Raw genomic sequence first — 24,889 nt, 5'->3', positions numbered from 1 at the left:
GCACATCTGGCTGCCGTTGCACGGCGATGTCGGCGCCGCCCCCCAGTGGGGAAGCGAGCTCGCGCGACGCCGACATCGCCGTGCAACGGCAGCCAGATGTGCAGCGCCAGCGCGAGGCCGCCCAGCGCTTGGCCACCGAGCGCGCGCAGCGGGAACGCGCCACACGCGAGCAAGCCGAACGCGAACGCCAGGCGCGTGAGCAGGCGGCACGGGCGGCGCAGGAAAAAGCGGCGCGCGAGCGCTTGGCGCAACAGCAGGCCGCCCGTGAGCGCGCCGAGCGTGAGCGCCAGCAACAAGCGCTATTGGAGGCCGAGCGCCAGCGCAACCTGGAGCGCATCCTGGGTCAGGCCGGCGCCAGCGGGGCGCCGACGGCGCGTGGCAGCGCCGAGCGCGACGCCGCCCCATCGGCCAGCTACGCGGGGCGGCTGGTGGCGCACATCCGACCGCACATCGTCTTCACCGACACGGTACCCGGCAACCCGCGCGCCGAGGTGGAGGTCCGCACCCTGCCCGACGGTACCATCGTCAGCAGTCGCTTGCTCACTTCCAGCGGCCACCGTGCCTGGGACGAAGCGGTGCTGCGCGCCATCGAGCGCACGGCACGTTTGCCGCGCGACGAAAACGGCCGCGTGCCACCGACCTTGATCCTGGGCTTTCGGCCGCAGGAGTGAGGGCCTCGCCGCCGACTGCGCCACTGGCGCGCCGCATCGCAGCGGCCCCGCTCACTCATAGACGACTTCGACGCGCCGCTCGTGCGCCTGCGCCATCCAACGCGCCAAGGCCGCGTCACTGGGGTAGAACTGGGCGCGCTCGTCCAATTGCAGCTCGCAACGCGCATAGGGACGCCACAGCCACACCCGCACCGGCAGTGCACGCACCCACTCGCCCACCTCCGACGCCTCGCGCCGCGGCGGGTATTCCCGTACCAGCGTCGCGATGTCGGGCGCGTGTTCGGCAACGACGATGCGCAAAAATTTGCCGAAGCGACAGCGCGCCGCCGGCAGATCCCACAGCTGCTGCACCTTCAGCCGCAAACCGCCCGAAAAACGATCCGGTTGGGCCAGCACCTGGGCCACCACCAATTCGTCGTCTTTGAGCACGGCGCGCTGGTTCGCCAGCACCGCTTCGTCGGCCACGGCCTCCAGCACCGCGCTTTTGTCGTCCAGCGTAAACAAGGCCACTTTGCCGCGCTGGCCGTTGATGACACGCAGATCGCTGACGATGCCGGCCACCAGAAACGGCTCGCGACTGTCGACCACGTCGCTCAGGCGCACCTTGACGAAACGCCGCACCTCGGCCTCGACCTCGTCGAACAGGTGGCCCGAGAAGTAAAAGCCGAGCGCGGCTTTTTCGTGGCCCAGACGTTCCTTCACCGTCCACGGCAGGGCGTCGGCCAGCGGCGGCGGCTCGTTGCCCGAACCTGCACCGGCCCCGAACTCGTCGAACAGACCGCCTTGGCAGGCATTGGCCTCCAACGTCGCGGCCCACTCGAAAGCACGGTCCAGCGAAGCCAGCAAGGCCGCACGGTTGCGCTCAATGCCGTCGAACGCACCGGCCTTGATGAGCGCCTCCACGGTGCGTTTGTTCACGCGCGTGCGGTCGATGCGGGCGCAAAAGTCGAACAGGCTGGCAAAGGGGCCGGTGCGCTGGCCGTGCGGACCACCGCCGCGCCCGTGGCGCGCCGCGACGATGGCGTCGATGGCTTGCTGGCCGGTGCCCTTGATCGCGCCGAGCCCGTAGCGGATATCGCGCTCGCCCACCGGCTCGAAGCGGTAGACGCCGCGGTTGATGTCCGGCCCCTCGAAGCGCAAACCCAGCGCCTGTGCGTCCTCGACCAACACCTTGAGTTTGTCGGTGTTGTCGATTTCCACCGTCATGTTGGCGCAGAAAAACTCCGCCGGATAGTGCACCTTCAACCAAGCAGTGTAGTAGGCCAGAACGGAGTAGGCCGCGGCGTGCGATTTGTTGAAGCCATAGCCGGCGAACTTCTCCATCAGGTCGAACACTTCGTCGGCCTTGGCTTGGTCGATGCCGTTTTTGGCTGCGCCGGCGCGAAAGATTTCGCGGTGCTTGGCCATTTCCTCGGGCTTTTTCTTGCCCATGGCGCGGCGCAGCAGGTCGGCGCCGCCCAGGCTGTAGCCGCCCAGCACCTGCGCCACCTGCATCACCTGTTCCTGATAGACCATGATGCCGTAGGTCTCGGCCAGCACCGGCTCCAGCAGCGGGTGCGGGTACTCCACCGGTTCGCGCCCATGTTTGCGCGCCACGAAGCTCGGAATCAGGTCCATCGGCCCAGGGCGATACAGCGCGTTGAGGGCGATGAGGTCTTCCAGCCGGCTGGGCTTGGCGTCGCGCAACATGGCCTGCATGCCGCGCGATTCGAACTGGAACACCGCCTCGGTGCGCCCCTCCTGGAACAAACGATAGGTGGCCGGGTCGTCCAGCGTAATGCGCTCGAAGGCGAAGTCGCGCTGCTCGGGGTGGCGCTCGATGATGAAGGTCTTGGCCAGCTCCAAAATGGTCAGCGTCGCCAGGCCAAGAAAGTCGAACTTCACCAAGCCGACGGCCTCCACATCGTCCTTGTCGTACTGGCTGACGGTGGCGTCGCTGCCGGGCTGCTGGTACAGCGGACAGAAGTCGGTGAGCTTGCCAGGGGCGATCAGCACCCCGCCGGCGTGCATGCCGACGTTGCGCGTGATGCCTTCGAGCTTTTGCGCCAGCTCGATGAGTTGGCGCACCTCCTCCTCGCGCGCGATGCGCTCGGCCAGCTGCGGCTCCATCTCGATGGCGTAGTGGTTTTTGTCGCCCTCGGGCTTGGGGTTGGGCGGGTATTGCAGCGTCACGCTCAGGCCCGGCTTGTTGGGCACCAGCTTGGAGATACCATCACAGAAGCCGTAGGCAAAGTCGAGCACGCGGCCGACATCGCGGATGGCGGCGCGCGCGGCCATGGTGCCGAAGGTAGCGATTTGGCTGACCGCCTCTTTGCCGTACTTGCCCTTGACGTAGTCGATGACGCGGTCGCGGTTTTCTTGGCAGAAGTCGATGTCGAAGTCGGGCATCGACACCCGCTCGGGGTTGAGGAAGCGCTCGAACAGCAGGTTGTAGCGCAGTGGGTCCAAGTCGGTGATCTTGAGCGCGTAGGCCACCAGCGAGCCCGCCCCCGACCCGCGCCCGGGCCCGACCGGGCAGCCGTTGTTCTTGGCCCACTGGATGAAGTCCGACACGATCAGAAAATAGCCCGGAAAGCCCATCTGGACGATGGTGTCGAGCTCGAACGCCAACCGCTGCAAATAGCGCGGACGTTGGGCCGCGCGCTCGGCCTCGTCGGGGTAGAGCTGAACCAGGCGCTCCTCCAGCCCCTGGCGCGCCACGTGGCGGAAATACGCTTCGGTGTCGAGCTGGCGTCCGTCCACCGGCGGGATCGGAAAGTCCGGCAGACGCGGCTTGCCCAAGGTGAGCGTGAGGTTGCAGCGGCGCGCGATCTCCACCGCATTGGCCAGCGCGCTGGGCAGATCGGCGAACAGCGCGGCCATCTCGGCGGCCGACTTGAAATACTGCTCGCGCGTGAAGCGGCGCACGCGCCTGGGGTTGGCCAGGATATCGCCCTCGGCGATGCACACGCGCGCTTCGTGCGCCTCGAAGTCGTCCGGCCGCAGAAATTGGATGGGGTGGGTCGCCACCACCGGCAACCCCAGCCGCGCCGCCAGCGCCGCGGCCGCTTGCACGTGCGGCTCGTCGGCGGGGCGGCCGGCGCGCTGCACCTCCAGGTAAAAGCGATGCGGAAACGCCCGCGCCAGCCGCAGCGCCAAGTCGGCAGCACGCGCCTGGTCACCGGCCAGCAACGCCTGCCCCACTGGGCCGGCGGCTGCACCCGACAACAGAATCAGCCCGTCGCTGAGCTCCTGCAGCCACGCCCATTGCACGAAGGCTTGGTCGCGCACCACGCCGCGCGTCCAGGCGCGCGCCAGCAGCTCGCACAAATTGAGATAGCCGCGGTGGTGCTGCACCAACACCAGCACGCGCGGCGGCGTCTGTGGCGTCGTGGCCGGGACGCCGACGGCGCCTGCAGCGTCGTCCAACCCCGCCAATTGCAGCTCGGCACCGAGCAGCGGCTTGACCCCCGCCGCGCGCGCCGCCTTGTAAAACTTGATACCACCAAATAGGTTGTTGAAATCGGTGATGGCCAGCGCGGGCTGGCCGTCGGCAGCCGCGCGCGCCACGGCGTCGTCGATGCGGGTGGTGCCATCGACGATGGAAAATTCGGTATGCAGGCGCAGGTGGACGAACATGCGCCCGATTGTAGGCAGCGCATCGCGCCGGACCTGGGCGCGGCGGCTGCCGCCGGCCTCGCCGGCGCCCGGCGCGCGCGGGCCGTCAGCCGCGCAGACGCGCCGTCACCTGCGCTACGCGCTGGCCGAATTGGCGCGCCGTCTCCAAGTCGCCCGGCAGCATCTCCTGAGCGCTGGCGTCCGCCGGCGTGGTGGCCATCGCGCCGGCCGACGAGCCGACATAGTTGACGTCGTTGCGCTGCGCGGCCTTGGTGTTGCTCGGCATCAGGCCGGTGCCCACCCAGATGCCGCCGTGCTGCATCGCCAGGGTGAACAGATAGTGCAGAGTCGAGAGTTTGTCGCCGTTCATCGTGGCGCTGTTGGTAAAGCCCGCAAAGACCTTGTCTTTCCACTTTTGCACGAACCACGCCTTGCTGGAGGCGTCGGCGAATTTTTTGAACTGCCAGCTCACACTGCCCATGTAGGTGGGGCTGCCCAGGATGATGGCATCGGCCGCATCCAGCGCCTCCCAGCCGCCATCGGGCAGGTTGCCGTCGGCGTCGATGGCGATCAGCTGTGCGTTGGCACCCTCGGCCACCGCCTGCGCCATGCGCTGGGTGTGGCCGTAGCCCGAGTGATAAACGACGACGATGTGGGGCATGATGGACTCCTTGCTGAAGGTGGGGTTGACGAAATCGTTCGGATCGAACGACGGAAAAATACGGTCGCGAGGGCAGCCGGCGGGGTCACAGGCGCTCGGCAAGCGGCGCGGCGGGCGCCAGGTCGAACAGCAGCACCTCGGCCTCGTGCCCGTCGGTCAGGTGTAGGGCCGATTCCTCTTGCACCAGGGCGGCGTCGCCGGCGTCGAAGCGGGCACCGTTGATGGCCACTGACCCACGCACCACGTGCACGTAGGCCAGTCGGCCAGGGGCCAGCGTGTGGGTGGCGGCCTCGCCGCTGCCGTCGAAGCAGCCGGCGTACAGCACGGCGTCGGCGCGCCACCCCACTGGACGCGGGCCGTGAGCGGCCACCGCGGCCACCTGGTCGACGGGGACGGCAATCGGCAACAAACGCGCGCGTTTGGCGGCCGGATCGAATGCGGTTTGCTCATAACTGGGTGCGCCGCCGGGTGCCGTGGGGTGCACCCAGATTTGCAGCAGGTGCGTCGGCCCCTGCGTGCCGCTGAATTCACTGTGGCGCACGCCGCTGCCGGCGCTCATGCGCTGCACCTCGCCGGCATGGATGGCGGCGACGTGGCCCAGGCTGTCGCGGTGCCACAGCTCGCCGTCCAGCACGTAGGTCACGATCTCCATGTCGCGGTGCCCATGCATGCCGAAACCGGTGCCGGGGGCGATCACGTCTTCGTTGATGACGCGCAAATTGCCCCAGCCCATGTAGCGCGGGTCGACGTAATCCGCGAATGAAAACGAATGGCGCGTCTGCAGCCAGCCGTGGTCGGCCCAGCCGCGTTCGGCGCTGGCACGTCGAAAAATCATGGGGCGTCTCCTGGCGTGCTCGTCACTGGCGACCACTGTAGCGGCGTCGCCGCTGCCGAGGGTGGCGAGAGATTGACGTCGGTATTCAATTTTTTTGAAAATAGGCTGGCTACTTGCAACAAAATAAAGACCCATGCCACGCCTGCGCCCCTCCTCCGACCGTCGCGCTGCGGCCCGCGTACGCGCGGTGACCTCCCGCGCCAGTGCGAACCCAGCGGCCGCGGAGCCGCAGCCGGCGGCCGGCGCGGGCGAGGCGACGCGCGCCGCGCTGGGTCCGCAGCAGCTGGCCTGGCTGGCCGCGGTGGCGCAGCACGGCAGTTTTGCGGCTGCGGCGCGCGCCCTGGGCGTGGTGCCCAGCGCGCTCACCTACCGCGTGCGCCAAATCGAAGAAGCGCTGGATGTGCTGCTGTTCGATCGCCGCGCGCGCCGCGCCCAGCTCACCCCGGCAGGCGCGGCCTTGCTGGCCGGTAGCGCACATCTGCTGCGCGAATGGGACGCCCTGGCGCAGCGCGTGCGCCGCATCGCCACCGGCTGGGAGGCCGAGCTGACGATCGCCGCCGACGCCGTCATCGACGCCCGTACCCTGCTGGAGCTGTGCGAAGCCTTCTACGGACTGGGAGCGCCAACGCGCCTGCGCCTGCGCAGCGAAACCCTGTCGGGCACCTTGCACGCGCTGTTGCGCGGGCAGGCCGATCTGGCCCTGGGCGTCACGCTCGATGCGGTACCGCCGGCCCAGGTACGGCTGCACACGCTGGGCGAGGTGACGTTCGAGTTCGTCGTCGCCCCCCACCATCCGCTGGCCAAGCAGCAGCCGCCGCTGACACCAGACGACATTCGCGGGCACCGCATCGTCGCGGTAGCCGACAGCGCCCCCGACGGCGGTCTGACGCTGGGACTGCAGCCGGGGCAGGACGTCCTGACCGTGCCGACCATGGAGATGAAGCTGCAGGCACAGCTGCGCGGTCTGGGCTGCGGCTGGCTGCCGCGGCCGCTGGTTCAACCGTATCTGGACGCGGGCCGGCTGGTGGCCTGCCCCACCACGCTGCCGGCGCGCACCGCCCGCACCGGCTACGCGTGGCGCGCCGACACCGCCAGCCCCCAAGGTGCCGGACGCGCCCTGCGCTGGTGGCTGCAGCAACTGGCGCAGCCGCGCACACGCCAAGCCCTGTTGATGCATTGCCCGCGGCCGCTGCCCACCGCCACTCTGCTAGATTCCGGTTCGTGAGGCGCCGTCCGACTCGCCTGGTTTTGTTGCCGTCATCCATGCCCCGTCCACCCCGCCCCCCTGCCGAGGTCGCGCGCCCGCGCCGCCACACCCGCCCCGCGCCCCGTCCCATCACCACTGCCCCGGGGCGGGTGGCCATCGTTGGCGCTGGCATCGCGGGCATCACCGCCGCGCGCACCTTGGCCCAAGCCGGCTGGCAGGTGAGTGTGTTCGACAAGTCGCGCGGTCCCGGCGGCCGCATGGCCACCCGCCGCACGCCATTTGGCGGCTTCGACCACGGCGCGCAATTTTTCACCGTGCGCGACGAACGCTTTGCGCACGCGCTGCGCGCCACCGCGGCGCCCGTACAGCCCTGGGTGGCGCGCCGGGTGCGCGTGCTCGATGCCGAGGGCCAACACCTGGTCAGCCCGCCGCCCGGCGGCGAAACCCGCTGGGTGGCAGTGCCGGGCATGAGCGCCTTGGTCAAATACTGGGCGCAAGATCTGGAACAAGGCAAAGGGCAGCGCTGCTGGTGGTCAGCCGAGGTGCTGGCGCTACAACCCGATGCACTGACGCCGCGCCGCTGGCAGCTGCATGTGCGCGCCAGCGACGACACCCCACCCGTGCACGGCGGCTTCGATGCCGTGCTGCTGGCGTTGCCGCATCCGCAGGCCGCCGCCCTGCTGCACGCCAGCGCCGTGGCCGCCGCGTGGCAGGAGCGGCTGCAGGACGAAGTGCGGGTGGCGCCGTGCTGGACGCTGATGCTGGCTTGGCCCCAGGCCCCGCAGACGCCCGATTGGGGTCCGCCCTGGGATGCCGCGCGCAGCGATCATCACCGCATCGCCTGGGTGGCGCGCGAAACCAGTAAACCGGAACGCGGCGCGGTGGCGCGCTGGGTCGTGCAGGCAGCCCCGTCCTGGTCGGCCGACCATCTGGAAGACGACCCGCAGCGCGTCACCGCCAAGCTGCTGCGTGCTTTCGCCGATCTCACCGGCATCGCCGCCACACCCGAACACGCGGTGGCCCACCGCTGGCGCTACGCGCAAACCCAGCGCCCATTGGGTGAGCCCTGCCTGTGGGATGCGCCAAGCGGGCTGGGCCTGTGCGGCGATTGGTGTCTGGGCCACCGGGTCGAACACGCCTTTTTGTCGGGCCTGGAGCTGGCGTTGAGCGTACTCGAAACCGGACGCGCTCTCTGAACGGCTCCCTGGCGGCGATGGTGTATCGCGGTCGCTTCGCCCCCTCGCCCACGGGCTTGCTGCACGCCGGCTCGCTGGTCGCGGCGCTGGCCAGCTGGCTGGATGCGCGCGCGCACGATGGCACTTGGCTGGTGCGCATCGAAGACGTGGACCGCCCACGCTGCATCACCGGTGCGGACGCCCAGATCCTGGCCCAGTTGGCCGCCTGTGGGCTCAGACCCGATGCGCCAGTGTGGCACCAGTCGGCACGCAACGGCGCTTACGCCGAGGCGCTGCAACGCCTCATCGACGCCGGCTGGGCCTACCCCTGCGCCTGCACCCGCCAGGATATCGAAGCGGCGTGGCGAGCGCGCGGGATGCCACGCACGCGCCACCAGGCCCTGCCCTACCCGGGCACCTGCCGCCCCGAACAGGGGGGCCTGCGGGGGCGGCCCGCGCGCGCCTGGCGGCTACACGTCGGCCGTATCGTCGCCGCGTTGGATCTGCCCGTGCCGCTGCACTGGCACGACCGCCGCTTGGGCGCGCAGGCGCAAGACGTGGCCTGCGCAGTGGGCGACTTCGTGCTCAAGCGCGCCGATGGCCTGTGGGCCTACCAGCTGGCAGTGGTGGTGGACGATGGCGCGCAAGGCGTCACCGACGTGGTGCGCGGCGAAGACCTGGCCGACAACACCGCGCGCCAGATCGTGCTGCAACACGCGCTGAGCCTGCCGACGCCGCGCTACCTGCACACCCCGTTGGTGCTCGGGCCCAATGGCGAAAAACTGTCCAAGCAAAACGGGGCGCAGCCGCTGGATGTGCGCGACCCGCTGGCGGCTCTGGCCGCCGCCGCCACCGTGCTGGACTTGCCGCCGCCGCGACCCACGCTGCAAGCGACCCTGCACAGCTGGATCGAGGCCTGGGGTCAGCGCTGGCGCCTGCCCGACAGCGCACCCCGCCGCGCCGCCGACGGCGGCCCGGCGCGCTCTCTACAATCGGACCCGTGACGGTTTCCAACACCTCCCCTCCCACAGTGTCCCAACCGGGCGCCGCGCCCGCCGACGTGCCCTACCCGAAGACCGTGCGCAGCTTCGTGCGCCGCGCCGGGCGCACCACCACTGGCCAAGCCAAAGCACTGGCGGCGCTGGGGCCGCGCTTCGTGCTGCCCTTTGCGCCCGCGCCGCTGGACGCCGAAGCGGCTTTCGGCCGGCGCGCACCGCTGGTGCTGGAGATCGGCTTTGGCATGGGTGAAGCCACGGCGCACATCGCGCGCCTGCGACCAGACGAGAATTTTTTGTGCTGCGAAGTGCACGAGCCCGGCGTGGGCGCGCTGCTCAAGCGCATCGGCGAGCTGGGGCTGACCAACATCCGCATCGTCCAGCACGACGCGGTGGAAGTGCTGCAGCACATGCTGCCAGCGTGGTCGGCCACGCATCCCGAGCGCGGGCTCGATGGCGTGCATATCTTCTTTCCGGACCCCTGGCACAAAAAACGCCACCACAAGCGGCGTCTGATCCAGGCGCCGTTCGTGGCGCTGCTGGCCAGCTGTCTCAAGCCGGGAGCGTATGTGCACCTGGCCACCGACTGGCAGCCCTATGCCGAGCAGATGTTGCAGGTGCTCACGGCCGAACCGCTGCTGGTCAACGCCAGCACCGATCCCGCGCTGGGTGGCTATGCACCGCGTCCCGCGTACCGGCCCCCCACCAAATTCGAGCAGCGCGGCCTACGCCTGGGCCATGGTGTGTGGGACCTGATTTTTCGGCGCTGTGATGACTCCCTGCCCACCTGAGACCGAAGCCACCGATGCCGCTTGGTGGGCGCAGCTCGACGCGCTCGCCCAGCACGCCGAGGGCCTGTCCGACCCCAACCCGCGCGTAGCCGCTCGGCTGCGCACGCGCGATGGCCGCTGCTTCGACGGCCACACCCAAGCCGCGGGCGACGCGCACGCCGAAATCATGGCCCTGCGCGCCGCCCAGGCTGCCGGCGCCGACACGCGCGGCGCCACCGTCTGGGTGACGCTGGAGCCCTGCAGCCACCACGGGCGCACGCCACCGTGCTGTGATGCCCTCATCGCCGCTGGCGTCGAGCGCGTCGTCATCGCCGCCATCGACCCCAATCCGCGCGTGGCCGGCGCCGGCGTGCAGCGCCTGCGCGCCGCCGGCATCGACGTGCAGGTACTGCCCACCGATCATCCGGCCGCGCTGGCCACACGCGAGCGCAACATCGGTTTTTGGCAACGCATGCGCCACGGACGGCCCTGGGTGCGCATGAAGATCGCCGCGTCGCTGGACGGCATCACGGCCCTGCCCAACGGCGTCAGCCAGTGGATCACGGAGGAGGCGGCCCGCGCCGACGGGCACGCCTGGCGGCGCCGCGCCGGCGCGCTTCTGACCGGCATCGGCACCGTGCGCCGTGATGATCCGCGCCTGGACGTGCGCCTGGTGCCCAGCGCGCGCCAGCCGCTGCGCGTGGTGCTGGACTCCGCGCTCGACATCGACCCGACGGCGCGCATTCTGCAGCCGCCTGGGGCGGCGCTGCTCTACACCGCGCTGGGCGCCCACCCCAGCGCCGCGCAGCGCACCAAGCGCGATGCCCTGCAGGCGATGGGGGTGACCATCGTGGACCGCCCCGGCCCCCCGAAAACCCCGGGTGGCCCCCCCAAGGTCGATCTGGCTGCGGTGCTGGCCGACCTGGCTGCGCGCGACGTCAACGAACTGCACATCGAAGCCGGCGCCGAACTCAACGCCTCCTGGTGGCGCGCCGGCGGGGTGGACGAGCTGCTGCTGTATCTGGCGCCGCGCCTGCTCGGCGCCGGCGCGGGCCTGACGACCTTGGGGCCGCTGACGCGGCTGGAGGACGGCTGGCCACTCGCATTCGTGTCGGTGCACAGCGTCGGCCCGGACATACGGGTGCTGGCGCGCGTGCCGGGCCGCACCCCCGCGCTGGTCGAACCCAGCGCTGTGCTCTGAGTCGCCCTCGCCCCATGGCCCGCCCGCCCAAAAACCCGGCCTTGGCGCTGCGCGACGGCGTCGCGCCCAGCTGCGTGGCCCTGCCGCGGCTGCGCCACTGCCCGTGGCCCACCCTGCTGGACTTTTTGGCCGAGCGGCTGCGCGGCGCCTCGCGCGCCCAGTGGCTGGCGCGCCTGCGCGCCGGCCAGGTACTGGACGAAGACGGCCGCCCCCTCGACGAACACGCCCCCTATCTGCATGGCCAGCGCGTGTATTACTGGCGCAACTTGCCGGACGAGCCCCCGATTCCCTTCCAGGAACAGGTGTTGTTTCGCGACGCGCACCTGGTGGTGGTGGACAAGCCACACTTCCTGCCCGTGACGCCCGGCGGGCGCTATGTGCGCGAGACCCTGCTGGTGCGGCTGCGGCGCGCGCTAAACCTGCCGGAACTCAGCCCGCTGCACCGCATCGACCGCGACACCGCAGGGCTCGTGGTGCTGAGCGTGCGCGCCGCCGAGCGCGACGCCTACCAGCGCCTGTTTCGCCAGCGGCGCGTGGAAAAAATCTACGAAGCCATCGCCCCCTGGCGCGACGATCTGCCCTGGCCGCAGCGCCGCCTCAGCCACCTGCGCGAAGACGAGCACGCCTTCTTTCGCATGCGCGAGGCCGCCCCCGAGGAGGGGCTGCCACCCAACAGCGAAACCTGGATCGAACCCCTGCAGCGTCTGGGCCCGCAGGGGCGCTGGGCGCGCTACCGGCTGCGCCCCGTCACCGGCAAGCGTCACCAGCTGCGCGTCCACCTGTGCGCCCTGGGCCTGCCCATCGTCGGTGACCCGTGGTATCCAGTGGTGCGCATCGGGCCGGACGATCCCCCGGACTACGCGACACCGTTGCAACTGCTGGCCCAGGCCATCGCCTTCGACGACCCCATCACCGGCCAGCGACGGCAATTTCACAGCCGCCTGCGGCTCAGCGGGCCCGACACAGTCGGCTCGGTCACACCCGCGCCGTGACGCCGCGCCCGGTTTTTCTTTCACCGCTGCCTGACCATGTTCACCACTTTCCTGCTGTCCACCGCGCTGGTGGCACTGGCCGAAATCGGCGACAAAACCCAATTGCTGGCGCTGGTGCTGGCAGCGCGTTACCAGCGCTCCTGGCCCATCGTCTGGGGTATTCTGACGGCCACCGTCCTCAACCACGCGCTGGCCGGTGGCATCGGCGTGCTGCTGGCACGCTGGCTCACCGCCGACGTGCTGCGCTGGGCACTCGGCGTGAGTTTTCTGGCGATGGCGGTGTGGATGTTGATACCCGACCGGCTGGACGAGGACGCCGACGCCGACCGCCGCAGCCGCTGGGGCGTGTTCGGCACCACCACGCTGCTGTTTTTCATCGCCGAAATGGGCGACAAGACGCAAGTGGCCACGGTGGCGCTGGCCGCGCAATTTCAGGCCTGGACGGCGGTGGTGCTGGGCACGACGCTGGGCATGATGTTGGCCAACGCCCCCGCCGTCTGGCTGGGCGACCGCCTGGCGCACCGGCTGCCGGTGCGTGCGATCCACCTGGGCGCCGCGGCGCTGCTGGCCGCCTTGGGCCTGTGGGCCTTGCTGGGGGCCTGAGCGCGCCGCACTCAGGCGCGCGCGGCCACCCAGTCCACCACGCTGGCCAGGGCCTGCGGCAGCCGGCTGGCATCGGTGCCGCCGGCCATGGCCAGGTCGGGCTTGCCGCCGCCCTTGCCACCCACCTGTTGCGCCACCGCGTTGACCAGCTCGCCGGCTTTGAGCCCGCGCGCCACGGCGTCGGGGGTGACACCAGCGGCCAGTTGCACCTTGCCCGCGTCCACGCTGGCCAGCACCACCACGGCGTGGCCCAGCTTGGCTTTGAGCTGATCCACCGTCTCGCGCAACGTCTTGGCATCGGCGCCATCCACGCGCGCCGCCAACACCTTCAGCCCTTTGACGTCCACCGCCTGCGCCGCCAGCTCACCGCCTTGCAGCGCGGCCAGCTTGGCTTTGAGGGCGGCCACTTCCTTTTCCAGCGCGCGCATTTGTTCCTGCCACTGGCCGATGCGCGCCACCACATCGGTGGCCGGCGCGCGCAGCGCGTCGGCTGCGGCCTGCATCTGCGCTTCCAGCCCTTGCACGTAGGCCAGCGCGTTGTCGCCGGTGACGGCCTCGACCCGGCGGATGCCGGCTGCCACCCCGCCCTCGGCAACGATCTTGAACAGACCGATGTCGCCGGTGCGCCGCACGTGCGTGCCACCACACAGCTCGCGGCTGCTGCCAATGTCGAGCACGCGCACCGTCTCGCCATACTTCTCGCCAAACAGCATCATGGCCCCGTCTGCTTTGGCCGACTCCAGATCCATCAGGCGCGCCTGGGTGTCGGTGTTGGCCAGGATCTCGGCGTTGACGCGCGCCTCGATGGCGCGCAACTGCTCCACCGTCAGCGGCGCATTGTGCGAGAAATCGAAGCGCGTGCGCTGCGCATCCACCAGTGAGCCTTTTTGCTGCACGTGCTCGCCCAGCACCTCGCGCAGCGCCTTGTGCAACAAGTGGGTGGCCGAGTGGTTGCGCATGGTGGCGGCGCGCCGCGCCAGGTCCACCTGCGCCTGCACATGGTCGCCCACCGCCAGCGTCCCCTGCACCAGCGTGCCGTGGTGGCCGAAGACATCGGCCTTGATCTTTTGCGTATCGGTGACCTCGAAGCGCGCCGAGCCGCTGACGAGCACGCCAGCGTCGCCCACCTGGCCGCCGCTTTCCGCATAAAACGGGGTGGTATCCAGCACCACCACGCCGCTTTGGCCGTGCTTGAGCTCGGCCACCGGCGTGCCGTCCACGTACAGTGCCACCACCTTGGCCGCCGCCTGCAGCTCGTCGTACCCAACGAAGGCATTGGCCGGGCCGGCGTAGTCCAGCACCCGCTCCATCTTGAATTTGCCGGCAGCGCGCGCCTGGGCTTTCTGGCGCTCCATCGCCGCCTCGAAGCCGGCCACGTCCACCCCCACGCCGCGCTCGCGGCAAACGTCGTGCGTCAAGTCCAGCGGAAACCCGTAGGTATCGTGCAGCTTGAAGGCCACCTCGCCCGGCAGCACGGTCTGGCCACCGGCCAGCGCGACGTCCAAAATCTCCATACCGTGCGCCAGCGTCTCGTAGAAGCGCTCTTCCTCGGCGCGCAGCACCTCCATCACGCGCGGCGCCTGAGCGGCCAAGTTGGGGTAGGCCTCGCCCATCAACGCCACCAGGTCGGGCACCAGCTTGTGGAAGAACGGCGCCGTGCGGCCCAGTTTGTAGCCGTGGCGGATGGCGCGGCGGATGATGCGCCGCTGCACGTAGCCGCGCCCCTCGTTGCTTGGGATGACGCCGTCGGCCACCAGGAAGGCGGTGGCGCGGATGTGGTCGGCGATCACGCGCAGGCTGGGGCTGTCCCGATCGCTGGCGCCGGTCTCGCGCGCAGCGGCCGCAATCAGGGTGCGAAACAGATCGATTTCATAGTTGCTGTGCACGCCCTGCAAAATGGCGGCCAGCCGCTCCAGCCCCATGCCGGTGTCCACGCAGGGCGCCGGCAGCGGCCGCACCGAGCCGTCGGGCTGCATGTCGAACTGCATGAACACGTTGTTCCAGATTTCGATGTAGCGGTCGCCGTCGGCGTCGGGGCTGCCCGGCGGCCCACCCGGCACCTCGGGGCCATGGTCGTAGAAGATTTCCGAGCACGGGCCGCAGGGACCGGTGTCGGCCATCATCCAGAAGTTGTCGCTCTGGTATTTGCCACCCTTGTTGTCGCCGATGCGCACCACGCGCTCGGGTGGCAGGCCGATTTCTTTCGTCCAGACGTCGTAGGCCTCGTCATCGTCGATATAGACGGTGGCCCACAGGCGCTCGGCCGGTAGCTTATAGACCTCGGTCAACAGCTCCCAGGCCCACTTCAGGCTCTCGCGCTTGAAGTAGTCGCCAAACGACCAGTTGCCCAGCATCTCGAAAAACGTGTGGTGGCGCGCGGTGTAGCCCACGTTTTCCAAGTCATTGTGCTTGCCGCCGGCGCGCAGGCACGCCTGCACCGACGCCGCGCGCACATAGGGACGCCGGTCGGTGCCCAGAAACACATCCTTGAACTGCACCATGCCCGAGTTGGTGAACATCAACGTCGGGTCATTGCCCGGCACCAGTGGGCTGGACGGCACCACCGTGTGGCCGCGCTGGGCAAAAAAGTCCAAAAACGTGCGCCGGATGTCGGCCACGGAAAAAAACGGTCGGTCGGCGGCTTGGCTCATGTCGGTCGAAAGGATTGGGGTAACCCTTCATTTTACGAGGGCCATCGGGGCGCCGCTCGCCACGCCGCGGCGGCTGGCGCGGCCCGTCCGCCAGCCGTGCCGGCCCGACTGCGCTATGCTGCGGCCGCGATGCGACTGAACCTGATTTATGCCCGCGCCGCCAACGGCGTCATCGGCTGCACCCGCGCTGGGCAGCCTGCGCTGCCCTGGCATCTGCCGCCAGACTTGGCCCACTTTCGCCGGCTCACACAGGGCTGCCCGGTCATCATGGGGCACACCACTTGGGCGTCGCTGTCCCCGCGGTTTCGACCGCTGCCGGGCCGCGTCAACCTGGTGCTGACGCGCGACCCGGACCGCGCCGCTGCGCTGCAGGCGGCCGGGGCCGTGCCGGCGGCCAGCCTGGAGGCGGCGCTGGCACACTGCCGCGCGCTGCGCGGCGCCGACGGTCAGCCGCCGGCGGAAGTTTGGGTCATCGGCGGCGCCCAGGTGTATGCCCAAGCCGAACCCTGGGCGCAGCGCGCCGTCGTCACCGAAATCGACCGTGCCTACGAGGGCGACGCCTACGCCCCCACCCTGGGGCCGGCGTGGCGCGAGGTGGCGCGCGAGTCCCACCGCAGCGCCGACGGCCTGCCCTTTGCCTTCGTCACCTACGAGCGGGTCAGTTGATCCACGCGACCCCTTCGGCGTCGATGGCGCGCCGCAGCGGCTCCGCCACGGCCTCGTAATCGATCAGATCGACCAGCAGCGGAATGTGCGACTCCTCCAGCGCCTCACGCACGTGCGCTAGGACCGTCGGATCGATCGCCATCGGGGCTTTCAGCGCCAGGTCGATGTCGGAGGTCGGGCGCGCATCCCCCCGGGCACGCGAACCAAACAACTACACTTGGGCGCCGTACTGCCGCACCAGCGGTTGCAAAATGCGGATCAGGGCCGCGCGATCCCGTGGATCGATCTGGCCGATGGCATCGTCGCGCCTCATAATTTCATTCTACAAGCGAGCGATCGCCGCCGGCGGTGCGGTACCTCCTGCAACCTCGACGAGCCATGTGCGCACCATCACCCGGTCCAACGTAGCGCAGCCGACGGGGCGGGCGCCATCCGTCGGCGTCAGCGCGCCGGCGGACGCAGATAGCGCTCGTCGGACCAGGTGGCCAGCCACTGCGGGGCGAAGGCCACGAACACCGCCGCAAACAAGCCGGTCAGGAAAGCGTCGCCCCAGGCCATCAGCCAGCGCGCCACCAGTGCGTCGTGCAGGGTCACGCCGCCCATCAGGTGGTGGATGCCTTCGTACAGCGCGCCGGACGCAAACAAGGCCACCGCCGTGCCCAAAAAGCCCCGGCCCAGCGTGTAGATGAAGGGATTGGGCGGCAACCAGCGGCGCAGCACCCAGCCGATGGCCAGGGCCAGGGTAGCGGGCACCAGCCCCACCCAGGTAAATTGCGACAGCACCGCGAGCCACGGCTGCGCGCCCAGTGCCCACACCAGCACCGCCACCAGCGCCAGCGTCGGCACCGCCAGCGGCCAGCCCAGCATCAGCACCAGCAGGCTGGCGCCGGAAAACTGCACCGCCATGCCCTGCGGCAGCTTTTGCGGCAGCAGCCAAAACCACGGCAACAGCGCCACCGCCGCCAGCGTCGGTGTCAGCAGCGGGCCGCGCAGCAAGCGCCACGGCTGCACCAGCAGGGCAGCCAGCAGGGCCACGACGGCCAGCGCAAGTTCCAACAACCACACGGTATGCGCATGGTACCGGGCCGCGCCTGCCCGCGCCTTGCGTTACATCAAGCGCCACGGGTGCCCCACCGAAGGACAGGCTCCCAGCATCCCCGCGGCCCTCGCTCGTCTGCGGCCGACCATTTCATGACCCACGCCAGCCAACGGTGCCGGCAAGACGCACACGGCCGGCAGCGGCACAACACCGCGCCGAAAGCCAAACCGCACCAGCCCTCGGTCCGGGACAATGCCCGGATCACCTCCCTCAACGCCCGGGCAGCCCCGGCAGGCCACCCAGGCCCTTCAAGCCCCCCAGGCGCTTCATCATCTTCATCAAGCCGCCGCCTTTCATTTTTTTCATCACGGCCTGCATCTGTTCGAACTCTTTGAGCAACCGGTTGACCTCTTGCACGGGCACCCCCGCCCCGGCTGCGATGCGGCGCTTGCGGCTGGCCTTGATGATCTCGGGCCGGCGGCGCTCCTCAGGGGTCATCGCGCAGATGATGCCTTCTTTGCGCCGAATGTCTTTTTCCGCCCGGCTCAGGTCGGCTTCACCGGCTTTGGCCGCCAGTTGCGTCGGCAGCTTGTCCAGCAGGCTGGACAAGCCCCCCATCTTCTTCATCTGGCGAATCTGCTCCAGAAAATCCTCCAGATCGAAGCCGCCGCTCTTGACCTTGGCGGCGAGTTTTTGTGCCTGTTGCAGGTCCACGCCGGCGGTGACCTGCTCCACCAAGGCGACGATATCGCCCATGCCCAGCACGCGCCCGGCGTGGCGCTCGGCGTCGAACAACTCCAGGCCGTCGATCTTTTCGCTCACCCCGGCGAACTTGATCGGCGCGCCGGTGACCGCGCGCACCGACAGTGCCGCGCCGCCGCGCGCATCGCCGTCGAGCTTGGTCAGCACGATGCCGGTCAAGGGCAGCGCGGCAGCGAACGCCTTGGCCGTGTTGACCGCGTCTTGGCCCTGCATGGCATCGACCACGAACAGCGTCTCCACCGGCTTGAGCGCCGCGTGCAGCGCCTGGATCTCGCGCATCATCGCCTCGTCGATGGCCAGCCGTCCGGCGGTGTCGACGATCAGCACGTCGAAGTAATGGGTACGCGCATACGCCAGCGCCGCCAGCGCAATCGCCAGCGGCTGCTGCTCGGGCGAGCTGGGAAACCACTCGGCGCCGGCCTGGCGCGTGACCGTCTTGAGCTGTTCGATGGCCGCTGGCCGGTACACGTCGCCACTGACGGTGAGCACCTTTTTCTTGCGGCGCTCGATGAGCCATTTGGCCAGTTTGGCGGTGGTGGTGGTCTTGCCGGCGCCCTGCAGGCCGGCCATCAAAATCACCGCCGGCGGCTGCGTGGCCAGATTCAGGTCGGCCACCCCAGCGCCCATGGTGGCGGCCAGCTCCTTGTGGATGATGCCCACCAGCGCCTGCCCCGGCGTCAGCGACCCCACCACCTCCTGCCCCAGCGCCTTTTCCTTGACGCGGGCGATGAAGTCGCGCACCACCGGCAGCGCCACGTCGGCCTCCAGCAGCGCCATGCGCACCTCGCGCAGCATGTCCTGCACGTTGCTTTCGGTGATGCGGGCCTGGCCGCGAATCTCCTTGACCAGGCGCGACAGTTTTTCGGTGAGCGCGGATGCCATGGCGGGCCTTCGTTACACTAAGCGAATGATTGTACCGGTGAGCCCCTGGTGGACGGCCGTGCTGACGTGGGGCGCGGCGGCGGGTTATGCCGCACTGGCGGCCGGGGCGGCGCGCGCTGGCCGCAGCGTCACCCGCGCCCTCACCGTCGGCACGCTGCTGCTGCACGCGCTGGCGCTGCTGGCGGCGTTTACCGAGCAGCCCGTGCGCTTCGGCTTCGCGCTCATGCTGTCCGTCACCGCCTGGCTGGTGCTGGCGGTGTACGCGGTGGAAACCCGCCTGTACCCGCAGCTGGCCACGCGCTGGACCCTGGCCGGCCTGGGGGCCCCGGCCGTGCTGTTGACGCTGCTGTTTCCGGGTAGCGCCTACCCCGGGCTGCCCTCGCCATGGCTGCCGCTGCACTGGGCGCTGGGCTTTGCCTCCTACGGCCTGCTGGGCGTGGCGGTGGCCCACGGCTGGATGATGCAGCGCACCGAAGCCAGCCTGCGCCGTGGCGCCGCCACCCCGGCCGGGCTGCCCCTGCTGGCGCTGGAGCGCCTGACCTTTCGCTTCGTCGCCGCCGCCTTCGTGCTGTTGACGCTGACGCTGCTGGCCGGATGGGTGTTGACCGCACTGCTGCACCCCACCGCCGGCTGGATCACCCACAAAACCGTCTTTACCGCGCTGTCGTGGGCGGTGCTGGGGGCCTTGCTGTGGGGCCGCTGGCGCTGGGGGTGGCGCGGGCGGCTGGCGGTGCGTATGCTGTACGCAGCGGGCGTTTTGCTGCTGCTGGCCTATGTGGGTTCGCACTTCGTGCTCGAAGTGATTTTGCGCCGCGGCGTCTGAACAGAGGTGCGCATGATCAAGTGGCTGCTGGTGTTGGCGGTGGTCGTCCTGGGCTACGTCTGGTGGCGTCATCAGCGTCAGGCCGAAGGCGCCGAACGCGCCGCCCGCCAACGCCCCGCGGCGCCACCCGCACCTGCACCGCCCGCCCCCATGCTGCGCTGCCGTCACTGTGGCGTGCACCTGCCCGCCAACGAGGCCGTGCGCGGCACCTTGGGGCCCTATTGCAACGATGAACACCGCCGCCTCGCCGAAGGCTGAGTACCCCGCCGACGCCACGGACTTTGCACCGTCGTGGGTGGTGGCGCCGGGCAGCGCGGCGGCCGAAGCCTGGGCCGGCAACGGCCACGATGACGACGCCATGCCCCTGCGCCGCTGGCGGCTGCTGATGGCGGCACGCCTGCTGTTGGCGCTGGCGTTGTTGGCGCTGCAGTGGCACGCCTGGCGGGCCGGCAACGGGGCGGGGTGGCTGGTGGCGATGTGTGGCGCGCTGGCGCTGCTGGCGGCGGCGACGCTGGTGTTTCGGCCACCCCGCCCGACCCAGACGCCATCGGTGCGCCGTCCTTTGTCCTGGCCGTGGGTGCTCACCGCCTGGAGCGATCTGGCCGTCATCGCCGTGCTGCACTGGGCAGCGCCCGGCGGCGTCAGCTTCGTGCCGCTGTTCGTCTGGCCCGTGCTGCTGGCCGCCGTCGTCGGGCCGCGCCTGCTGGCGCTGGGGGTGGCGGCGGCCGGCACCCTGGTGTTGTTGGCGCCGCTATGGCGACAGACGCCCGCCAACTGGGGCAGCGGCGACGCCTTGCAGGCCGCCATCGCCGGCACGGGGCTGTTCGCCACCGCCTGGTTGGCCGGGCAATTGACGGCGCGCTTGGGCAGCGCCCAGGCCGCCGCGCGCCGCAGCCGGCAGCTGGCCGAGCTGCACAGCCACGTCAACCGCATCATCGCCGCCGGGCTCAGCGAAGGCGTGGTGGTGCTGGATGCCCAGGGCCACCCCTGGTATGCCAACCCAGCGGCGCAGCGCATCCTGCACGGTGAGCCGGCGCGATCCGACCCCAGCGAAGCACGCCCCGCTGCCTCATCCGCCGGCGCCCACGCCACGGCAGGCGGCGTCGATGCGGTCGGCGTCGCCACGGCGGCCGTGGCCGCTGACCAGGCCACCCGCAACGACGGCGCGGCCACCCCCGGCCTCGCCGGGCTGCCCGTGCGCCAAACGCCCGCCTGGCCCGTGCTCGCGCACTGGGTACACGACGTCTTGTCCGCTGTGCCCACTGCCGCAGCGGCACCGGCACCGGTGCTGGAGCGCACGCTCGACCTGCCGCTGGGCGAGCGCCGGCTGCGCCGCATCCACGCCCGGCTGCACCCCATCGTCACCGACGCGGGCGACCGCCTGGCCGTGCTACTGCTCGAAGACACCCACGCCATCGAGCAGCGGCTGCGCACCGAGCGCCTGGCCACCATGGGGCGCGTCACCGCCGCCGTGGCGCACGAAATCCGCAACCCGCTGGCCGCCATCGCCCAGGCCAGCGCCCTGCTGGCCGAGGACGACCCCTCCCCCGCCCAGCGCCAACTGTTGGCCATCATCGAACAAAACGTGCAGCGGCTCGACCGCACCGTCAACGACGTGCTGGAGGCGGTGCGCCTGCCCGCCGCGCCCGAGGCGCCGCTGGCCATCCCACTGGACGCCACCATCACCGCCATCGTGCAGGACTGGCTGCGCCAACACCCGCAGGGCGAGCGCCTGCACTGGCTGCCTGGGGCGTGGGAGGCGCGCATCGCCTTCGACCCCGAGCACCTGCGGCGCGTGCTGGTCAACCTGCTCGACAACGCCGACCGGCACGCCAGCGCCGCGCTGGGCGCCATCCGCGTGGAAACCCGGCTGCTGGGCGGCCACGCGCTGCTGACCGTCTGGAGCGAAGGGCCGGACATTGCGCCCACGGTGCGCGAGCACCTATTCGAACCCTTTGCCAGCGCGCACCCGCGCTCCAGCGGCCTGGGGCTGTACCTGTCGCGCGAGCTGTGCCGGCGCTACCATGCCGACCTGGGCTACGAACGCAGCCTGCGCGCCCAGCGCGCCGGCAACGCCTTCGTGGTGCGGATGCCCTTGCGGTAGTGCGGCAACGGAGGTCTCGCAGAAACGTATACGGTCCGCCGCGCCTTTGCTACCATTTCGACCACGTCAGCTTTCCGCTCCATCCATGCACTGCGCCCGCGTTTTGACCGTGCTGCGCCAACATCACGCCGAGCTGTCAGACCGCTTTGGCGTAGAAGCGATCGCCGTTTTCGGTAGCACGGCGCGCGGAGAGGCCCGTGACGACTCGGATGTGGATCTGCTCGTCCAGCTTCGCCCCTCTCACCACACGTTGCGCAATTTCTTCCGGCTGCGTGACTTCCTGGAACAGGCCCTGGGGGCACGCGTCGATCTGGCCACGCTCGACGCCTTGAAACCCGCCGTCCGCGCCCATGTCGAACGCGAAGCGCTGTATGCATGAGCGCCCCCCTATTCTTTATCTGCAAGACATCCTCGAGGCAGGAGAAGCCATCCAGTGCTATGTGGCCGATATCGACTTCGATACCTTTCGCTCCGAGCGGCTACGCCAGTCAGCCGTAATCCGGGAATTCGAAATTATCGGAGAAGCGGCTGGCAAACTCCCGCAATCGCTGACGTCCCAATTCCCTGACATTGCGTGGCGGGAAATCAAGGATTTCCGCAACCTCCTCATTCATGCCTATTTTGGTGTCGACTTGCTGATCGTGTGGAATACCATCCACGACGAGTTGCCAGCGTTGCTCAATGCCGTTCGGGCACTCTTGGGAAAAAACGATAGCAGGGAGGGTTCACAAAATTGACCTCCAGCCCCGCCCTTCTGATCGTCGAAGACGAGCCCGACCTGCGCCAGCTCTACCAAATGGCGCTGGTGAAAGTGGGGCTGGACGTGGACGCCGTGGGCGACCTGGCGCAGGCGCGCCAGCGGCTGGCCCAGCGGCGCTATGCGGCGGTGCTGACCGACATGCGCCTGCCCGACGGCACTGGACTGGAGCTGCTGCGCGAGCTGGCCGCCGCGCGGCGCGGCGAACGCGCGCTCGTCATCACCGCCTACGGCTCGGCCGACAACGCGGTGGAAGCCCTGAAGGCCGGCGCGTTCGACTACCTGACCAAACCCGTCACCCCGGCGCGGCTGCGGCAGGCCATCGGCACCGCGCTGGCGGCAGCGCGCGGCGCCGACGCAGCGGCCAGCGCCGTGCCCCCCCACCGCGGACAAGCCGGCGCCGACGACCGCCCCGGCCCCAGTGGGCCAGACGCGGAGCCCGCATTGGCGCCGGGCGATGCTGCCGGATCGGCCGCGGCCAGCACCCCGGCGGCCCTGCAGCGCCTGGTGGGGGCATCGGCCGCCATGCAGGCGGTGCGCGCCACCATCGCCCGCGTGGCCCGCACCATGGCCCCGGTGCTCATCACCGGCGAGTCCGGCACCGGCAAAGAACTCATTGCGCGCGCGCTGCACGCCTGCAGCCACCGCGCCAGCGGCCCCTTCGTCGCCGTCAACTGCGGCGCCATCCCCGCCGAACTGCTCGAGAGCGAACTCTTTGGCCACCGCCGCGGCGCCTTCACCGGCGCCAGCAGCGACAAACCGGGGCTCTTTCAAGCGGCGGCCGGCGGCACGCTGTTTTTGGACGAAGTGGCCGACCTGCCGCTGCCGATGCAGGTCAAGCTGCTGCGCGCCCTGCAGGAACGCGCGGTGCGCCCCGTGGGCGCCACCGCCGAAGAAGCGGTGGACGTGCGCATCGTCAGCGCCACCCACAAAGACCTGGCCCGGCTGGTGCAAAGCGGCCACTTCCGGCACGACCTGTACTACCGGCTCAACGTCATCCCCATCCACGCGCCGGCCCTGCGCGCGCACATCGAAGACCTGCCCGCGATCGCCGCCGCCATCCTGCAACAGTTGGCGCGGCGCGATGGCTGGGCGAGCGCGCCCACCCTTACCGCCGCCGCCGTGCAACGGCTGCAACGCCACCCCTTCCCCGGCAACGTGCGCGAGCTGGAAAACCTGCTGGAGCGCGCGCTCGCCCTGCACCCCGGCCCGGCGCTGGACGCCGACGCGTTCGACCTGCCAGCCAGCCTGGCCGCGCCCGCCGGCGGCGGGCCAGCCCACCACGGCCCATTCCCCGCTGCCAGCGGCGCCGCCACCGCCAGCCAGGGGGAGCAGGCCGCGACCCCGGGCCACACCCCCCAAACCGACGCAGGCGGCAGCGCCGAGCCAGCAGCGCCCGGCACGCCCGGCGTCAGCGATGCGGCCACGGCGCCGCTGCCGCGCGCGCAGCTCGAAGCCCTGCTGCAGCGCAACCGCTGGAACCAGTCCCGCACCGCGCGCGAACTGGGCTGGACACTGGCCAAGCTGCGTTACTGGATGCAGCGCTTGGGGTTGGCGTGAGCGGGTTGGGGGAACCGGCCGGCCGCGCCCTGCCCCCCGACCGGCACGCCCCGCATACCGACAACACCGCAGCCCATGCATCCTCAGGGATGCGCGCCCCCGCGCGCACCGGCTGTCTGCGGCCGCATCAATATTTGACGTGAAGTTTTGCTGCCAGTGGCGCTGGCAGGACGACGTCAACGGGCTACGCGGCGCTCGACACCCGTGGCCGCGTGCGCCGCGCACGCCGCCCCTGCCGATGGCACGCTTCTTGCATGATCAGGGTTGACCACGATATCCTCGAGGTCATACCCACGCAACCCTTAACCGGATGGAGGTTCTTCATGAAACGACGCTTACAACAGGGCTTCACGCTCATCGAGCTGATGATCGTCGTCGCGATCATCGGTATTCTGGCGGCGGTCGCATTGCCCGCTTACCAGGACTATTCGGTGCGCGCCAAGGTCTCTGAGCTGATTTTGGCCGCGAGCTCTGTGCGTACGTGCCTGACCGAGACGTACCAGGCAAATGGTAGCTTTCCTGCGCTGGCATCAGTCGCATCAGCCTGCTCGATCACACCTTATGGGAAAGTATTGGGTGGAGGCGTATCCTCGGTAGCTGCCAGCGCAGTAGCAGTCACCGTTGCCGGCGCATCAAGTGCTCTGGGTGCTCCAAGCAACGTGAGTATCACGATGACTGGCTCGGCGCCCGCTGCAGGTCAAACGTTGACTTGGCGTTGCAGCGGAACGCCGGCGAAGTACATGCCCGGCAGCTGTCGCGGTTGATGTGTCGTGGTGCGGAGTGGGCACCGTGGCGTCCACTCCGCAGGCGTTTGGATCACTGGCGCGCGCCGCAGCGTCTACAGGTCGCCGCGGCGCTCGGTATATCTGCCGCTTTGTCCGGCGCGCCCCTGGGTTTTGATGGACGGTAGCACCCTCCCCCATCCACCCGTTTACCCT

At 69.8% G+C, this 24,889-nt stretch carries 23 protein-coding genes; 16 read left to right on the top strand and 7 right to left on the bottom strand.

The genetic code is table 11. The features are described from left to right. The coding region (gene tolA / locus Tchar_RS08210) for a cell envelope integrity protein TolA (RefSeq protein ID WP_236640395.1) at nucleotides 1-671 on the top strand (671 nt) is incomplete at its 5' end. A 51-nt stretch (nucleotides 672-722) separates the two neighbouring features. Here the strand turns inward: tolA and dnaE are convergent. From dnaE to Tchar_RS08195, 3 genes are all read right to left on the bottom strand, one after another. After that, entirely contained in the window at nucleotides 723-4,289 is a 3,567-nt protein-coding gene (dnaE, locus tag Tchar_RS08205) for a DNA polymerase III subunit alpha (RefSeq protein ID WP_144328578.1), read from the bottom strand. An 85-nt stretch (nucleotides 4,290-4,374) separates the two neighbouring features. Further along, complete coding sequence (locus tag Tchar_RS08200) at nucleotides 4,375-4,929, bottom strand: flavodoxin family protein (RefSeq protein ID WP_144328577.1); 555 nt, start codon at nucleotides 4,927-4,929, stop codon at nucleotides 4,375-4,377. A gap of 85 nt (nucleotides 4,930-5,014) precedes the next feature. Beyond that, nucleotides 5,015-5,764: a pirin family protein gene (locus tag Tchar_RS08195; protein ID WP_144328576.1), complete on the bottom strand. Its 750-nt coding sequence runs from the start codon at nucleotides 5,762-5,764 to the stop codon at nucleotides 5,015-5,017. Between the two features lie 133 nt (nucleotides 5,765-5,897). On the opposite strand from Tchar_RS08195, the gene Tchar_RS08190 reads away from it, so the two are divergent. From Tchar_RS08190 to Tchar_RS08160, 7 genes are read left to right on the top strand one after another with little or no spacing between them, the layout of a single operon-like run. After that, the gene (locus Tchar_RS08190) at nucleotides 5,898-6,989 is read left to right on the top strand and encodes a LysR family transcriptional regulator (protein ID WP_144328575.1); all 1,092 of its coding nucleotides are present in this window, start codon (nucleotides 5,898-5,900) and stop codon (nucleotides 6,987-6,989) included. Between the two features lie 38 nt (nucleotides 6,990-7,027). Further along, complete coding sequence (locus Tchar_RS08185; RefSeq protein WP_144328574.1) at nucleotides 7,028-8,167, top strand: NAD(P)/FAD-dependent oxidoreductase; 1,140 nt, start codon at nucleotides 7,028-7,030, stop codon at nucleotides 8,165-8,167. Nucleotides 8,168-8,184: 17 nt separating this feature from the next. Continuing rightward, the gene (gene gluQRS / locus Tchar_RS08180; protein ID WP_144328573.1) at nucleotides 8,185-9,150 is read left to right on the top strand and encodes a tRNA glutamyl-Q(34) synthetase GluQRS; all 966 of its coding nucleotides are present in this window, start codon (nucleotides 8,185-8,187) and stop codon (nucleotides 9,148-9,150) included. Beyond that, nucleotides 9,138-9,932 (top strand): tRNA (guanosine(46)-N7)-methyltransferase TrmB, encoded by a 795-nt coding sequence (gene trmB / locus Tchar_RS08175; RefSeq protein WP_144328584.1) that lies wholly within the window; start codon nucleotides 9,138-9,140, stop codon nucleotides 9,930-9,932. Before gluQRS ends, trmB begins: the two co-directional genes overlap by 13 nt. Next, nucleotides 9,913-11,112 (top strand): bifunctional diaminohydroxyphosphoribosylaminopyrimidine deaminase/5-amino-6-(5-phosphoribosylamino)uracil reductase RibD, encoded by a 1,200-nt coding sequence (gene ribD / locus Tchar_RS08170; RefSeq protein WP_144328572.1) that lies wholly within the window; start codon nucleotides 9,913-9,915, stop codon nucleotides 11,110-11,112. The genes trmB and ribD overlap by 20 nt, the downstream gene beginning before the upstream one ends. Nucleotides 11,113-11,126: 14 nt before the next feature. After that, nucleotides 11,127-12,104: a pseudouridine synthase gene (locus Tchar_RS08165; protein ID WP_144328571.1), complete on the top strand. Its 978-nt coding sequence runs from the start codon at nucleotides 11,127-11,129 to the stop codon at nucleotides 12,102-12,104. Nucleotides 12,105-12,140: 36 nt separating this feature from the next. Next, on the top strand, nucleotides 12,141-12,707 hold the full coding sequence (locus Tchar_RS08160; protein ID WP_144328570.1) for a TMEM165/GDT1 family protein: 567 nt from the start codon (nucleotides 12,141-12,143) through the stop codon (nucleotides 12,705-12,707). A gap of 11 nt (nucleotides 12,708-12,718) precedes the next feature. Here the strand turns inward: Tchar_RS08160 and alaS are convergent, their stop codons facing one another. After that, a complete protein-coding gene (alaS, locus tag Tchar_RS08155; RefSeq protein WP_144328569.1) occupies nucleotides 12,719-15,358 on the bottom strand; it encodes an alanine--tRNA ligase in 2,640 nt (879 codons plus the stop codon). A 129-nt stretch (nucleotides 15,359-15,487) separates the two neighbouring features. Here alaS and Tchar_RS08150 point away from each other — a divergent pair, with 129 nt between their 5' ends. Continuing rightward, a complete protein-coding gene (locus Tchar_RS08150; protein WP_144328583.1) occupies nucleotides 15,488-16,024 on the top strand; it encodes a dihydrofolate reductase in 537 nt (178 codons plus the stop codon). On the opposite strand, the gene Tchar_RS08145 is transcribed toward Tchar_RS08150, so the two are convergent. The 3 genes from Tchar_RS08145 to ffh all read right to left on the bottom strand — a co-directional run bounded on the left by Tchar_RS08145 (nucleotide 16,017) and on the right by ffh (nucleotide 18,707). Further along, nucleotides 16,017-16,235: a nucleotidyltransferase family protein gene (locus Tchar_RS08145; protein WP_144328568.1), complete on the bottom strand. Its 219-nt coding sequence runs from the start codon at nucleotides 16,233-16,235 to the stop codon at nucleotides 16,017-16,019. The genes Tchar_RS08150 and Tchar_RS08145 overlap by 8 nt on opposite strands. A gap of 230 nt (nucleotides 16,236-16,465) precedes the next feature. After that, nucleotides 16,466-17,089: a hypothetical protein gene (locus tag Tchar_RS08140; RefSeq protein WP_144328567.1), complete on the bottom strand. Its 624-nt coding sequence runs from the start codon at nucleotides 17,087-17,089 to the stop codon at nucleotides 16,466-16,468. A gap of 244 nt (nucleotides 17,090-17,333) precedes the next feature. Then, nucleotides 17,334-18,707 (bottom strand): signal recognition particle protein, encoded by a 1,374-nt coding sequence (ffh, locus tag Tchar_RS08135; protein WP_144328566.1) that lies wholly within the window; start codon nucleotides 18,705-18,707, stop codon nucleotides 17,334-17,336. Nucleotides 18,708-18,732: 25 nt separating this feature from the next. Between ffh and Tchar_RS08130 the strand changes: the two genes are divergently transcribed. From Tchar_RS08130 to Tchar_RS08100, 7 genes are all read left to right on the top strand, one after another. Then, nucleotides 18,733-19,530 (top strand): cytochrome C assembly family protein, encoded by a 798-nt coding sequence (locus Tchar_RS08130; protein WP_144328565.1) that lies wholly within the window; start codon nucleotides 18,733-18,735, stop codon nucleotides 19,528-19,530. Between the two features lie 12 nt (nucleotides 19,531-19,542). Then, complete coding sequence (locus Tchar_RS08125; protein WP_236640393.1) at nucleotides 19,543-19,788, top strand: PP0621 family protein; 246 nt, start codon at nucleotides 19,543-19,545, stop codon at nucleotides 19,786-19,788. Beyond that, nucleotides 19,760-21,634, top strand: a complete 1,875-nt coding sequence (locus Tchar_RS08120) for a sensor histidine kinase (RefSeq protein WP_144328564.1) — start codon at nucleotides 19,760-19,762, stop codon at nucleotides 21,632-21,634. Before Tchar_RS08125 ends, Tchar_RS08120 begins: the two co-directional genes overlap by 29 nt. A 109-nt stretch (nucleotides 21,635-21,743) precedes the next feature. After that, nucleotides 21,744-22,013 carry a nucleotidyltransferase family protein gene (locus Tchar_RS08115; RefSeq protein ID WP_236640398.1) on the top strand — a complete coding sequence of 90 codons (270 nt, stop codon included), beginning with the start codon at nucleotides 21,744-21,746 and terminating at the stop codon, nucleotides 22,011-22,013. Then, nucleotides 22,006-22,371: a HepT-like ribonuclease domain-containing protein gene (locus Tchar_RS08110; RefSeq protein ID WP_144328562.1), complete on the top strand. Its 366-nt coding sequence runs from the start codon at nucleotides 22,006-22,008 to the stop codon at nucleotides 22,369-22,371. The genes Tchar_RS08115 and Tchar_RS08110 overlap by 8 nt, the downstream gene beginning before the upstream one ends. After that, nucleotides 22,368-23,951, top strand: coding sequence for a sigma-54-dependent transcriptional regulator (locus tag Tchar_RS08105; RefSeq protein ID WP_236640392.1), 1,584 nt, complete (start codon nucleotides 22,368-22,370; stop codon nucleotides 23,949-23,951). The genes Tchar_RS08110 and Tchar_RS08105 overlap by 4 nt, the downstream gene beginning before the upstream one ends. A 323-nt stretch (nucleotides 23,952-24,274) precedes the next feature. Beyond that, entirely contained in the window at nucleotides 24,275-24,715 is a 441-nt protein-coding gene (locus Tchar_RS08100; protein ID WP_144328561.1) for a pilin, read from the top strand. Nucleotides 24,716-24,889 lie beyond the last annotated feature (174 nt).

Origin of the sequence: Tepidimonas charontis, from assembly GCF_007556685.1 — a bacterium.
Classification (GTDB): Bacteria; Pseudomonadota; Gammaproteobacteria; order Burkholderiales; family Burkholderiaceae_C; genus Tepidimonas; species Tepidimonas charontis.
The sequence above is the reverse complement of the archived record's forward strand: the minus strand, read 5'-3'. Positions and strand labels throughout refer to the sequence as shown.